The 12,387-nt window shown below is 69.5% G+C and carries 10 protein-coding genes; 6 read left to right on the top strand and 4 right to left on the bottom strand.

Annotation, left to right across the window (positions count from 1 at the left end; translation table 11 throughout):
* Window position 1 precedes the first annotated feature (1 nt).
* From ACGFWE_RS36590 to ACGFWE_RS36575, 4 genes are all read right to left on the bottom strand, one after another.
* Window positions 2-1,255, bottom strand: coding sequence for a putative T7SS-secreted protein (locus ACGFWE_RS36590; RefSeq protein WP_352389546.1), 1,254 nt, complete (start codon window positions 1,253-1,255; stop codon window positions 2-4).
* A gap of 63 nt (window positions 1,256-1,318) precedes the next feature.
* A complete protein-coding gene (locus tag ACGFWE_RS36585; protein ID WP_352389545.1) occupies window positions 1,319-1,606 on the bottom strand; it encodes a hypothetical protein in 288 nt (95 codons plus the stop codon).
* Window positions 1,607-1,717: 111 nt separating this feature from the next.
* On the bottom strand, window positions 1,718-2,485 hold the full coding sequence (locus ACGFWE_RS36580; protein WP_393604455.1) for a hypothetical protein: 768 nt from the start codon (window positions 2,483-2,485) through the stop codon (window positions 1,718-1,720).
* Window positions 2,486-2,748: 263 nt separating this feature from the next.
* The gene (locus ACGFWE_RS36575) at window positions 2,749-3,468 is read right to left on the bottom strand and encodes a DinB family protein (protein WP_393604453.1); all 720 of its coding nucleotides are present in this window, start codon (window positions 3,466-3,468) and stop codon (window positions 2,749-2,751) included.
* Window positions 3,469-3,688: 220 nt separating this feature from the next.
* Here ACGFWE_RS36575 and ACGFWE_RS36570 point away from each other — a divergent pair, with 220 nt between their 5' ends.
* From ACGFWE_RS36570 to ACGFWE_RS36545, 6 genes are all read left to right on the top strand, one after another.
* Window positions 3,689-5,419 carry a nucleic acid/nucleotide deaminase domain-containing protein gene (locus ACGFWE_RS36570; RefSeq protein ID WP_352389542.1) on the top strand — a complete coding sequence of 577 codons (1,731 nt, stop codon included), beginning with the start codon at window positions 3,689-3,691 and terminating at the stop codon, window positions 5,417-5,419.
* Between the two features lie 54 nt (window positions 5,420-5,473).
* A complete protein-coding gene (locus tag ACGFWE_RS36565) occupies window positions 5,474-6,046 on the top strand; it encodes an SUKH-4 family immunity protein (RefSeq protein WP_352389541.1) in 573 nt (190 codons plus the stop codon).
* Window positions 6,047-6,050: 4 nt separating this feature from the next.
* Window positions 6,051-6,881, top strand: a complete 831-nt coding sequence (locus tag ACGFWE_RS36560) for a nucleic acid/nucleotide deaminase domain-containing protein (protein ID WP_352389540.1) — start codon at window positions 6,051-6,053, stop codon at window positions 6,879-6,881.
* A 48-nt stretch (window positions 6,882-6,929) separates the two neighbouring features.
* Window positions 6,930-8,774 carry a hypothetical protein gene (locus ACGFWE_RS36555; protein ID WP_393604450.1) on the top strand — a complete coding sequence of 615 codons (1,845 nt, stop codon included), beginning with the start codon at window positions 6,930-6,932 and terminating at the stop codon, window positions 8,772-8,774.
* A gap of 185 nt (window positions 8,775-8,959) precedes the next feature.
* Window positions 8,960-10,537: a hypothetical protein gene (locus ACGFWE_RS36550; protein ID WP_393604448.1), complete on the top strand. Its 1,578-nt coding sequence runs from the start codon at window positions 8,960-8,962 to the stop codon at window positions 10,535-10,537.
* The gene (locus ACGFWE_RS36545; RefSeq protein WP_393604446.1) at window positions 10,537-12,201 is read left to right on the top strand and encodes a PQQ-binding-like beta-propeller repeat protein; all 1,665 of its coding nucleotides are present in this window, start codon (window positions 10,537-10,539) and stop codon (window positions 12,199-12,201) included. The genes ACGFWE_RS36550 and ACGFWE_RS36545 overlap by 1 nt, the downstream gene beginning before the upstream one ends.
* The last annotated feature ends 186 nt before the right edge of the window (window positions 12,202-12,387 follow it).

Raw genomic sequence — 12,387 nt, 5'->3', positions numbered from 1 at the left:
CTCAGGCCGCCAGGGTCTGGTGGAACTTGTCACCCGAGGCCGGCCACGGCATCGTCGTGACCTCGGGGGTGGGCCGGGGCTGGCCGGTGGCCGGGGCCGGCTGGGTCGAGACCGCGGGCCGGCTGCTGCCGCCGTCGTCCCCGCCGGAGAGCAGGTGGCCGAGGCCGAAGCCGGTGGAGAAGCCCTTGACGCCGCCGGTGATGAGCGACGGGTCGACGGCCTTGCCGAACTTGCCGAGGCCCCAGTTGATGACCTTCGTGCTCATGGGGTTCTTGATCTGGTTCATCATCGTCCTGGCACCGGAGGCGATCGCCCCGGCTTCCCGCGCTCCGGTGAAGAGCGCCTTGCCTCCGGAGAACAGCGCCTTGCCCGCGCCGCCGACACCGGGGATCACACCGAGCGCGTCGAGACCGACCTTCCACATCGGGGCGCCGCCCATCCAGTGTCCGGCCATCGCCGCGCCGGCGAACGCCACCGAACCCGCGCCCAGGATGGCCGAGGCGACCTGACCGCCGACCGGGATGACGTTGACGACGATGGCGGCGGCGGCGAGCGCGGCGGAGATCGTGGAGAACAGGTCCGCGTTGTCGATCAGGAAGTTCTTGAACCCGTCCCAGGCACCCTTCAGGCCACCCGTGATCTTGTCCCAGATGCTGATGTCCGGCGGCCGGTTCTTGGCGGCCTCGCGAATGGCCTTCTCGGCCTTCGCGGCCTGTTCTTCCCAGTACTTGCGCAGCGCCTCGGCGTTCTGGATGAGGAGCTTGAGGTCGGTCGCGGCGTCCTGGGCCGCGCGCGTGGCGGAGTCGGCCTCCTCCGAGAGGGCCTTGGCCTGCTGCTCGGTGAGCTGCTGGAACTGCGCGCCCTCGATCTTGACGTTGACCCGTTCGACGTCGTCGTTCTTCTGGTCGAGCCGCTTGCGGGCCTCGACCGCGCGCTCCTCCAGGTTCTTGGCCTGGCGCTGCATGGTCTCGAGTTCGTCGTGCCAGCCCTTGAGCGCCCTGGAGCAGGCGTTCATCGACTCATGGCCCTGCTGAAGGTACTTGGGCAGTTCGCCGACCTTCTCCTGGAACTTCTTGGCGGCCTCGCCGTCCCAGATCCCGTCCGTCTTGCCGATGCCCACCAGCATCTCGCGCATCTCGTCGAGCTCGTCGCCGACCGTCTTGACGTCGTACGCCAGCGACTCGATCGTGTGCAGGTCGCCCTTGGCCGGGTTGAACGTCAGCCCGGGCCAGCCGGCATCGTCGAACATCCCCATCGTCTTCTCCCCGTTGTGTGCGTATGCGTGTGCGTGTACGAGTTGTCGGAGCGGTGGTACGGCCTACTTCTGACTGAAGCCCTTCTGTAAATCCTGGTCGGTCGTCTGGTACGCCTCGAGCGTCTTCTGCAGGCCCTCGTGGAGCTGCTTGGCGCCGTCGGCGATCCGCTTGATGCCGTCGCCCCAGTCGTCCTGGAAGCCGTCGCAGGCGTTGTCGAGACCGTCCGTGCCCAGACCCTTGGGACCGACCTTGTTCAGCCGCTCCTGGGCGCCGCGCATGCGGTCGTCCACCTGGTCCAACCTGTTGATCAGGGTCTTCATACGATCGACATTGATCTGGAAGTCCGCCATCGCCGTGTGCCTCCCCGTAGCGTGATCGGTGATCGCCGGTCAGACTATCGGAGCAGCAACTTCAGGCCTACGTGGCGGCGTTCGCTGTCGCCAACTTGTGGCATGCGCATGCTATGCACGGTCCCAGACGTGCAGGATGGCCTGCGCGTATGCCAGCCGGTGGTCCAGCCGGGGTGAGGTGAGACGGTACTTACGGCCCGTCTGGTACTCGATGACGGTTTCCGGCCCACCCGAGTGACGCCACCGCGTCCACGTCGGGGGCTCCATCTCCCAGGCGGCCTCCTTCTTCGCCTCGTCCTTCTCGCCGAGGAGCAGCCAGATCGCGCCCTGCGCGGCCATGACCGCCCAACACACGAAGTACAGCGGCGAGATCAGCACGAACACCGCCCACGCCTTGCGGGTGCCGACCTCACCGACCAGCGGTTCGCCGCCCTGAGCGGGTTGCACACTCCAGTGCACGCGCCGCGGCCACGGCAGGGTCCGTCCGCCGCGCCGGGTGATCCTGCCGATCGGGGCGCCGTCACCGCCGTAGACCTCGTAGACGCCGGTGCCGACGGAGCGCACCGAGCTGAGCGGCTCGCCGTCGGGGCCGCTCACGGTGAACGGCGGCCGGGCACTGCGTCCGCCCTTCGGGGCGTCCTGGGGGACGTGGACGTACGCGAGCGGTTCGCCGTTCGTGCCGGGGCCGGCCTGCCGGATGGTGACGGTCTGCTCCCCCGGCTTGACCTTGTCGTGCGTGTGCAGCCTCTTGTTGGGGACCTCGATGAGGGTCTCCGCCGGGGCGTGGCCCTGCCTGTGCGGGGTCGGGGTCTGCGGTGGGTACTGCGGCTGCCCCGGCTGCTGAGCCTGCGGGGCCCATTCCTGGCTGCTGTGATTCATGGCCGCCCAATTGTCGATGCCGTTGACGATGACGATCGACAGACTCTCAAAACTCGGTCGGCGATGTCGCGGGGGCGGTCGGCGCCAACCGATCCGGGAACGACTCGTCCACAGAACATCCACGAGACTTTCCCCGTTGGCTGTCAGGCTCCCGTGCGATCGCGTTCACGGCCACAGCCTGCGGCACACCGTCGTATCCGGGAACGACCGGTGCGCGGCCGATACGGCGCGCTGGGACACGGACGTGGCGGCGTCACGGGCCGCTATCCGGCAGCCTTGAACCGGGCCCGCCACAAGTCGCGCAGCAGCGAGATCTCCGCCATATGGTGGATGAGTTCCAGGTTGGAGCCCCACAGCACGGCGATGAACGGGTCGTCGGGGGCGGAGCCGTAGGGATACTGCGAGAAGCCGACCGTGTCGAGCTGTTCCTCCGTCACCTTGCCGACGTGCTCGCGCCAGCGGTCGAGCAGTGACCAGAACCGGTCGAGGGCAAGAGCCGCCGAGGGCGTGAAGTCGACCAACTGCTTGGGATCCGTACGGCGTTCACCGAAGGTCCACTCCCACTCGCCCGCGAAGCAGGAGTGCAGGTGGCCCAGTCGCCACGCGATGGTCGTGACCGGCGTGACGTCGGGTTCCACCGGGCCGGTGTGGGCGAGGACCTCCTCGACCCGTTCGACGCTCACGCTCCAGTCCTCGGCGATCTTGGCGACGCTCATGCCGTCGGCGGCCTGCCGGGCGACCTCGGCGTACTCCCCCGCCGGGATGTCCGGGGCACCCTGGTCGAGCAGCCACTCACCGGGACCGTACGCCCGCGGGGTCACCGCCTCGCTCCGGCGCCGGATCGACCAGCAGCCGGACACCGGCTCCCACAGGTACTCCTCGTCGCCGAGCCCCTCCAGCCGTACCTGCGCCCGCTCCCTGACGCAGTCGAACTGGTCCAGCAGTACACCCAGACGGTCGGTGCGTATGCGGTTGTTCTCCATGCCCGGCTCCCCCCGTGGTCGCGCAGCCCTCCGCGCTCACGCGGAGGCTAACGGCTTCCCCGCACGGGCGCGACGGATTTTGGTGCCCCGGCGGCCACCCGTCCGGAAGGTAGGTCTGCGCCAACTGGGCTCCATATCCAGTCATGTGATGCAGGGTCAACTTGTTCCATGATTCGTTCAAAGTTAAGTTCTTCGAAGTAAATTTCGAACGGGGGTCCCTGTGGGTGTTGTCCTGCCGAGCGAGCTGGATGCGGCCCTGGACCTGATAGGCATCAGCTGGCCCAATGTCGACGAGGACGACTACCGCGACATGGCCCAGGCCATGCGGGAGTTCGCCGACGACATCGACGACGGAGCCGCGGACGCCCATGCGGCGATCGCCGATCTGATCGGGACCAACGAGGGTCTGGCGATCCAGGCGCTGGAGAAGCACTGGGACGTCGTCAAGGGCACGCACCTGACCAACCTCGCCGAGGCGGGCCGGATGGCGGCGACCGCGCTGGACGGGGTGGCCGTGCTGATCGAGGGCGCCAAGCTGGCGGCCATCGTGCAACTGGGCATCCTGGCGGCCGAGATCGCGGCGGCGATCGCCGCGGCCCCCCTGACCCTGGGCCTGTCGACACTGGGCGGCATCGCGGGGACCCAGGTCACCCGGGTCGCGGTCAAGCGCATCTTCGAAGAGGTCTGCGAAGAGGTCGTCTCGCGGGTGATGGACATCGCGATGGGCCCGGTCTACCAGGCGCTCGGCAACATGGCCGGAGACCTGGTGGTCCAGATCGGCGGCAACGCGCTCGGCACCCAGCACGGTGTCGACCTCGGTCAGACCGCGAGGTCGGGCCGGGAGGGCTTCGGCGAGGGCGTCGACGCGGCGAAGTCGGGCGGGATGCAGCTGGCGAGCGCGGGCGGGAGCTCCGGCGGGTCGATGCAGCTGGCCGGCGCGGACGGCGGAGGCGGCTCCGGCAGCTCGGGCGGTGGTGGCGGCGGTCAGTTCAGCATGGACCTGGAGTCCTACGACCGGGCCGGCACGCAGCTCAAGGGCGCGGGCGGCAAGATCCGCGACGGGGCGGGCGGCAAGCTGTCGCGCGCCAAGTCCACGCACGGCCGCACCAAGGGCAAGGACGCGATCGCCGACGCCGCCAACGCCATGCTGGACCAGGTCATGGAAGGCATCGAGAAGGGCGTCAAGCGGTCCGCCTCGCACCTCGACGAGAACATGACCGGCGGCCTGAAGCAGATGGCCAAGCGCCACCGGGACAACGACGACGAGACCGCCCTGTCCCTCAAGCAGCTCCAGAAGGGCAATGACGGCAAGACGCCCATGTACCTCATGGGGGACGACGGAACGCTCAAGCGGCTGAGGACGGACGGCGGGACCGACAAGCTGAACCAGGAGGACCGGGACCGCATCGGCCTGCGGCTCGACGGCGACAATGCCGGACGACCGCTGCCGGGCGAGGCGAACCTCAAGCTCCAGGGCAAGGAGCGGCCGCGTCCTCTCAGCAATTCGACCCAGGTGGAACTCGGGAGCACGCCGCTGTCCCAGGCCGTCCAGCTGGCCCGCCACTCGGACAAGAGCTACGGCAATCACAAGCAGGTGAACGGGCAGGACAAGTTCGAGAGCAACAACTACGCCGCGGCGCGCCTCAACAGCAACAAGCAGGACGACGGTGACTTCATCCTGGTCGCGCGCAGTTCGGGATTCCGTCACTCCGAGCGCATGATCGGCTTCCCGGTCCTCCGGGACGGGGCGGGCGGTCGTATGACCGAGCTGTACACGGAACGGGCCCCCTGTTCGTCCGCACCGAACTGCAGCGCGTGGATGCGGGAAAGACTTTCACACGTCGATGTCACCCACAGTATCGATTACGGAAACACAAAGGAATCCAGAGCCCAGGGAAACGCGGAAATGATGAATTACCTGGATCGGCTCAAGGTGAACCGGGGCAAATAGCGTACGTGCTAGCATCGAGCACTCCTCTCATTCGCAAGGCAGGCAGGTCACTGGATGACACCCCCCATCGACCGGGCAACCCTGGAGTCCGAGTTCGGCCCGGAAGAGCTCACCACGTATTCCGCCGTGGTGGTGGCGGACATCCAGCACGAACCGACCGCGCGCTTCCTTCGTGACGTCGGCATTCCGGCCCGCCCCAATCCCTGGTTCGACCTGGTGGACGGGACTCCGGAGCAGGTGAGGACGCTCGGCGACTGCTACGCCGACCTGCGAGAGCGGTGGACCGACCTGCCCGAGGGCGCCGAGGGCTGGCTTCTCCTCGGTATGGTCCCGTACGACGACATCGCTCTCGACGGGGTCACCGGGACCGTTTACTGCCTCCCCGGCGACGAGTCCGAGATCTATCCGCTGAACAAGGACATTAATTCCTTCGCCCATTTCCTGTACCTGCTGGAGAAAGAGCGTCCCCATTACGACTTCGAGTCGGAACAGGATTCGCTCGATCCGGAGGGAGCGGCGCGACGGCTCACCGGACAGATGAGGGAAATCGATCCGGCCGCGCTGGAAGTGGGTCATTCCCGGTGGCACGACATCCTCGAATATGTCGCCGAACCCGAGGCGAGGTAGGGCGATGAACGACAGCGATATTCGGCAGTTCGGGACCGGTGCGGTCACCGACCCGGCCGGCGCCCCCGAGAGCGTCCGGCGGCTCGCGCACCTCGCCCTCCCCCTGGCGGTCGGACCGTACTTCGCGACGGCCGAGTCCGACCCCCTGCTGCTGCAGGAATTCGCGGAGTCCGTCGGCCGTACAGTCGTGCTGGACGAGTGCCGGCAGTGGGCGCGGCTCGGCTCCGACCGCGGGTTCGAGATCTGTGCCGACCACGAAGGGGTCGTACGGGCCGTACTCCTCGACTGGACCGAGGAGTCGAGGTTCGTGAACGCCACTCCGGAGGCGTTCGCCCAGTCCCTCGCCGCGCTCGACCAGGCCCTCGCCGCGATCCTCGGTACCGACGAGCCGCAGCAGGCGTCCGCCGCGTACGCGGAGCTGGAGCAGCGGCTGCGGACCCTCGATCCCCGGGCGTTCGAGGGGCGGGAGCACTGGTGGCCGCTCGTCCTGGACGACATCCGGGACACCGCGAGCGCGGAGTGGTTCACCGCCTTCGAGATCGTGAACGACCAGGGCGAGAAGCAGATCGTCACGCAGGCCGGCGACATCGGCGTCCACCCGGAGGAACGGTTGTGGGCCCGGCTGCGGGCCGCGGGCGTCGAGCCGGAGCAAGTGCTGCGTGTGCACACCGAGTTGGAGGCCTGCTTCCTGCCGGGCCACTACTGCGCGCTGTGGCTCGGACAGGTCTTCCCCGAGGCGCAGCTGACGCACAACTTCCCCTACGGGGAGACGGCGGAGTCCCGCGCGGAGGGCATCCGGCAGCTGCGCGAGGCAGCCGCCCAGGGCGCCCAGTAGCCACAGCAGAGCGAAGCGAGGTTCCTGGTAGAGGGGATTCAGCACGTCATGACCGTTGGTGCCGTCACTGCGGACATCGCCTCCTGGCCGCCGATCGACGAGGCCGGCCGACCCTTCGGGCAGCGACTGCTCGCCTGGGCGGCCGACGGCAGCGGGGCCCGGCCCCGGCTGTGTCTGGTGCGCGGCGCCGGCGGCAGCGGCAAGAGCCGCCTGCTCGCCTGGTTCCTGGCCGGGACGGTCGAGCGGCCGGGGATCACGGTCCATGCCACGGTCCCCTCCGAGGGGCTGACCGCCGAGACCTTCGCCTGGGAACTGGGGCGCCAGCTCGGTTACGGCCCGCAGTCCCCGGCCCGCCTGCTGGACCAAGTGGCCCTGGACGAGCGTCCGTTGCTGCTCCTCATACCCGACCTGCACCGGGCAGGGGCGGGCCCCTCGGATCTGCCGGCGGCGGCACCGGAGACCCTGGTCGCCGAGGTGCTGGAGCCGCTGCTGTCCCTGCCCCATGTGCGCGCGGCGGTCGAGGTGGGCGACCGCGAGCTGCTGCCGGCGGACGGTGCGGAGGTCATCGAGCTGGGCGGCGGGACGCCGTACACCGACCTCCAGGGCGGCGGAACCTCGTACACGGACCTCCAGGACGGCGAAACCCCGTACCCGGAGCTCCTCGCTGCGGTCCCGCACACCTCCGGCGGCCGCCCGGACTGGTCCCGTGCGCCCGACCAGGTCCGCCGCCACATCCTCGACGCGGCACTGCGCGCCGGGGACCAAGGGGCAGCCGTGCGCGACCTGTTGACCGACCCCGGCTTCCTGGTCCACGGCTCGGCCGCCGCGCTCACCGCCCTCCTCGCCGACGAGCGCATCCCCGTACCCGGGCGGCTGCGCGAGGTGTGGAGGCGGGCGGCACCCGAACTGACGGCGTATCACACCGACAGCGCCGAACGGGCCGCCCTGCTGCACACCGCCGCCGTGGACACGGACCCGGCCCTGGCCGAATACCTTCAGCCCCTCGCCGAGCGTCACTGGTGGACCACGGCGTGGGCCCGGCCCGGCCTCGCGGTGAGCGCGCTCGCCCTGGTGCCGGGCGAGGAGCGACGGGTGCTGGCGACCGATGCCGCAGGGCGGTCACGGACCTACGAGGTGGACAGCGGTGCGCCGGCCGGAGCCCACGGGGCGGTCCATGGGGCGGTACGTGGGGCGGTACGTGGGGACGCCGGTTTCCCGCCGTCCTTCGTACGGCCGGACTCCGTCGCCCCGCGCGACGCCGGTTCGGTGCTGCTGCTCGACCGGTCCGGCGCACTGCTGCCGCTCGTGCCCGAGGACGACCCGACCGCGGCGTTCGTGCTCGGGCACATCGCCGAGCACCATGGCGCGGCAGCCCTCGCCGACGAGGAGTCCCAGGTCAGCGCGCTCGGCAACGGTGGCCCGCAGGGGCCGTACGCCGTCGTCGGCGACCAGGGCGGCACGGTCCACGTGTGGTCCCTGCGCGATTATCAGGACACCCCGCGCACCTGCCAGGTGCACGAGCATCCGGTCACCGCCGCCACCTGCGTCGACACCGCCGACGGGCTGACCCTCACCTTCAGCGCCGCGTCGGACGGCTCGGTGCGGCTGTGGGAGGCGTCCTCCGCCGAGCCGATGCCCGTCCCGGTGCAGCAGCGCCGGTATCGGGTCACCGCCCTCGGCGCGGCCGACACCCCGGCCGGTCCGGTGCTCGCCGTGGCCTGGAGCGACGGCGAACTGCACCTGTGGCACGTGCTCTCCGGGACCCTGCGCGTCCTGCCCCTGCTGCGGCCGTGCACCGCCCTCTCTCTCACACCCGGGGGGCGGCTCCTCGTCGGTGACCCCGAGGGTCTGTACGCCGTACAGCTGCGGCCGGACGCGCTTCGGGAGCGGTGAGACACCGCCTGTCCGGTTCTGCCGCGTCGAAGACCTCGGTGGACGAGGGCGTGCGGCATTGACCGGAAGCGACGCCCTTATAGGGTGTCATGAGCATTACGGGGGAACTGTTGATCACTTGAGCGTCATGCTCCATTTCTCTGCGGGCCCCCACGCATCATCGAGACTCATGGGGGACCGAGTTCATGTCTTACCCTCCGCCGCCCGGAGGGCCGGGCGGCGCCTATCCACCGCAGCAGGGCGGGTGGCCGCCGCAACAGGCCGGCGTGCCGTACCCGCCCCAGGCCGCGCCAGGTCACTACGGCCATCCGCCGCAACCGCCCGCCACGGCTCAGGGTTGGCCGGGACCGCCCCACACGCCGTACCCGTACCCGCAGTCGCAGCCTCCCGGCGGAGGCGGCGGTGACCAGGGCGGGAACGGCCTGAAGAAGGCCGTCATCGCCGTGGTCGTCCTGGCAGTCCTCGCAGTGCTCGGCATCGGCGGACTTGCCGCCTACCAGGCCTTCGGCGGCGACGCGTTGCCCACCGCGGCGGGCAACGCGCAGGGCGAGCAGTTGCTGAGCCCCGACGACATCCAGGAGTTGCTGGACGGCCGGAGCCAGGCGTTGCGGAGCGGTGCGGAGGACACGTATCTCGCTCCCTTCACCGGCGAGGCCAGGGACACGCAGAAGAGCCTCTTCGAGAATCTGCGCAAGATCCCCTTCACGCAGGCCGAGTACTCGATCCTCGACACCACGGGCACGAGCACCGACGAGTACGGCGACGGGGCCTCGGTCGCCCTCGACGTCGCCTTCGTCCACAAGATCCAGGACGTGGACGTCCGGCCGGTGTCCGAGTGGTACCGGTGGATCATCAAGCGGGCGTCGAAGGACGCCGAGCCGCGGATCACCAAGGTGGGTCCCGCGCCCGGTGCCTTCGGTGCCAAGGGCTATGTGTTCTACCCGGCTCCCTGGGACCTCTACGAGGACATGCACGTCGTCAAGAAGGCCCACACGCTGACGATCTCGGACAAGAAGCACGCCGCCGACACGGACCGCTACGCGCCCTACATCGAGAAGGCGGCGAAGGACGACATCGAGCTGTGGAAGTCGAAGGGGCCCGAGGACACCGAGACCCCCACGGGCTTCGTGACCGTCCTCGAACCCGACCGCAAGACCTACTCCTCCCTGTACGGCTCGCGGTCCGTCGACTGGGAGGCCGGCCAGAGCGTGGCGATGCCCACCTTCGACGCCGGGTTCGGCGGCGACGAGAAGGACCTGGAATACGGCGGCGCCCGGGTCAAGATGGACATGTCCGGGAGCCGCTTCACCAACGCGACGTACTGGCCGAAGCTCGTCCAGGAGATCTCCCACCACGAGTTCGCCCATGCCGTCGTGCAACCGCTGGAGGCCGCCTCGGGCGGATTCGCCACCGAGTCCAACACCCGCTGGTGGGTCGTGGAGGGCTTCGCCGACTACGTGGCGTTCCGCTTCGACAGCGAGCTCGGCGCGTGGAACATCCGCAACGACGTCACCGGCAAGAAGTTCAGCGGCTCGCTGCCCGAGGATCCCGGGGCCGGGGACGAGGTCTCCACGAACTACACGGTCAGTTACCTGGCCATCCGGTTCATGGCCGCGAAGAACGGCGAGGCCGCGGCTCTCCGGTTCGTCACCGACCAGTACCGCCACCCGAGCCGTCTCGACCAGCAGTTGCGCAAGGCCACCGGCATGGGGGAGAGCGAGTTCGAGGCCGCCTGGGCGAGTTACGTGAGGAGCAACAGCTGATGAGCGCAGACGGCAGCCAGGGGGGCGCCGGGCCGTACGGGCAGCAGCCGCCGCCGGTTCCTCCGCCGGTTCCTCCTCAGGGGTACGGGTATCCGCAGCAGCCGCCGGCACCGGCGCAAGGGGCGCCACCGCAGGGTCCGCCGCCGCAGGGTCCGCCGTCTGGGCCGTACGGCTATGGGTACGGCGGGCCGCAGCAGGCGCCCCCGCCGGGGTACGGGGTCCCGCAGGGCTACGGCCATCTCCAGCAACCCGGGCCGCAGGGCTACGGGTTCCCGCCCCAGCCTCCGCAGCCGTACGGGTATCCCGGGCCAGGCGGCCCCGGCGGTCCGGCCCAGCCCGGGAACGCGCGGAAGAAGCCGGTCGGGATGATCGTGCTGCTCGTCATGGCCGCGCTCGTGCTGTGCGGGGCCGGTTTCGGGGCCTGGTACATGCTGGTGGGCTCGGCGAGCAACAACGTGCTGTGGAGCGTGACCGCCAAGCAGCGGGGCGAGGACGTCGACGCGGTCCTCGGGGCGAAGACGCGGGGCACCTGGTTCACCGACAAGGCGGTGGTCCAGACGCTGCCGAACGGCGTGAAGGCGTACGACCTCGACACCGGCAAGCAGGTGTGGGCCACGGCCCTGCCCGGCGACAGCAGCGAGGCGTGCGTAGCGCCCGAGAACTCCTCCGGTGACATCGGGATCGTCGCCTACGGCGAGGGCAAGGCCTGCGACCACCTCGTGGCCTACGACCTCGCCACCGGCAAGGAGCTCTGGAACAAGGACCTCAAGCCCGGTGACACCACATCGAAGGACAAGGTGTCGGTCGCCCGGGCCGGCGAGGTGGTCGTCGTCAACGCGGCGAAGGTGACGCTCGCTCTGAAGGCGGCCGACGGCACGACGGCCTGGGACCCGAAGAAGTTCGCGACGCAGGACTGCCCCAGCGGCGAGTTCACCGGCGGCAAGGCCCTGATCCGGGTCCGTGGCTGCCACATCAGCGACTTCGACGACCCCAACTGGGGCCAGAACTGGGACGAGGTCTCGCTGATCGACCCGGCCACCGGGCAGGCCCGCTGGACGTACCACCACAAGGTCCCCAAGGACAGCTTCGGCGAGATCGAGGGCCGCGACGTCATCTCGACCTCTCCCGTCGTCCTGCTCCGGCACGGCGACGACGGTGACGCCCTCTTCTCCCTCGACGACGCGACGGGGAAGGTGCGCAGCCGGTTCTCCCCCGCCACACCGTCCGAGTACGTCATGACCCACGACTCACTGGGCGGCCCCTGGTCGGAGGCGGGCGTCTTCGGTGACACCTTCGTCATCGGCGTGAGCGGCGAGAAGAGCAAGGAGCTGCTGGCCGCGTACGACCTCGACAGCGGCAAGGAGCTGTGGAAGACCGACGCGGTCGAGTTCAGGTCGTTCTATCCGTTGCCCGCCGGTGGTGATCGGATCCTGGCCTACAAGACCACCAACGACAACGACAAGGGCCCCGAGCTGGTGGAGTTCGGCGCGAAGGACGGTGCGATGAAGACCGTCGTCGAGTACCCGGTGGACGTCCGCACGGGCATGTCGACAGCGGCCCGGCCCTACTGGCACGAGGACCGCCTCTACGTGTCCGAGCCGAACCCTTCGGTCGTCTACGGGGAGACGCCGTACACGCTGGTGGCCCTCCCGACCACGGATTGACGGAGGGGCTGTTGTTGCGCAGTAGGTTCCCGTCGCCGGTACATGGGCGACGGGAACCTACTGAGAGGGTCAGGACGACGGGTCGGGTCGGGGGGTCGGGGGCGTTGTTCGTCCGGTCAGGGCCTGCCGGGGCCGGCTTTTCCTCCGGTGCGGCCGATGAGAGAGAGGCCTGTTCACCGTCGCCTC

Origin of the sequence: Streptomyces sp. NPDC048523, from assembly GCF_043199815.1 — a bacterium.
Classification (GTDB): Bacteria; Actinomycetota; Actinomycetes; order Streptomycetales; family Streptomycetaceae; genus Streptomyces.
Note: the sequence above shows the minus strand (reverse complement) of the source record. Positions and strands in the feature narration are given on the sequence as shown.

Bases quoted from the DNA above. Each gene is read 5' to 3' on its own strand.
- ACGFWE_RS36565 (WP_352389541.1), top strand. From the start codon at position 5,474: ATGACACCCCCCATCGACCGGGCAACCCTGGAGTCCGAGTTCGGCCCG.
- ACGFWE_RS36555 (WP_393604450.1), top strand. From the start codon at position 6,930: ATGACCGTTGGTGCCGTCACTGCGGACATCGCCTCCTGGCCGCCGATC.
- ACGFWE_RS36545 (WP_393604446.1), top strand. From the start codon at position 10,537: ATGAGCGCAGACGGCAGCCAGGGGGGCGCCGGGCCGTACGGGCAGCAG.
- ACGFWE_RS36575 (WP_393604453.1), bottom strand. From the start codon at position 3,468: ATGGAGAACAACCGCATACGCACCGACCGTCTGGGTGTACTGCTGGAC.
- ACGFWE_RS36560 (WP_352389540.1), top strand. From the start codon at position 6,051: ATGAACGACAGCGATATTCGGCAGTTCGGGACCGGTGCGGTCACCGAC.
- ACGFWE_RS36550 (WP_393604448.1), top strand. From the start codon at position 8,960: ATGTCTTACCCTCCGCCGCCCGGAGGGCCGGGCGGCGCCTATCCACCG.
- ACGFWE_RS36590 (WP_352389546.1), bottom strand. From the start codon at position 1,255: ATGGGGATGTTCGACGATGCCGGCTGGCCCGGGCTGACGTTCAACCCG.
- ACGFWE_RS36585 (WP_352389545.1), bottom strand. From the start codon at position 1,606: ATGGCGGACTTCCAGATCAATGTCGATCGTATGAAGACCCTGATCAAC.
- ACGFWE_RS36580 (WP_393604455.1), bottom strand. From the start codon at position 2,485: ATGAATCACAGCAGCCAGGAATGGGCCCCGCAGGCTCAGCAGCCGGGG.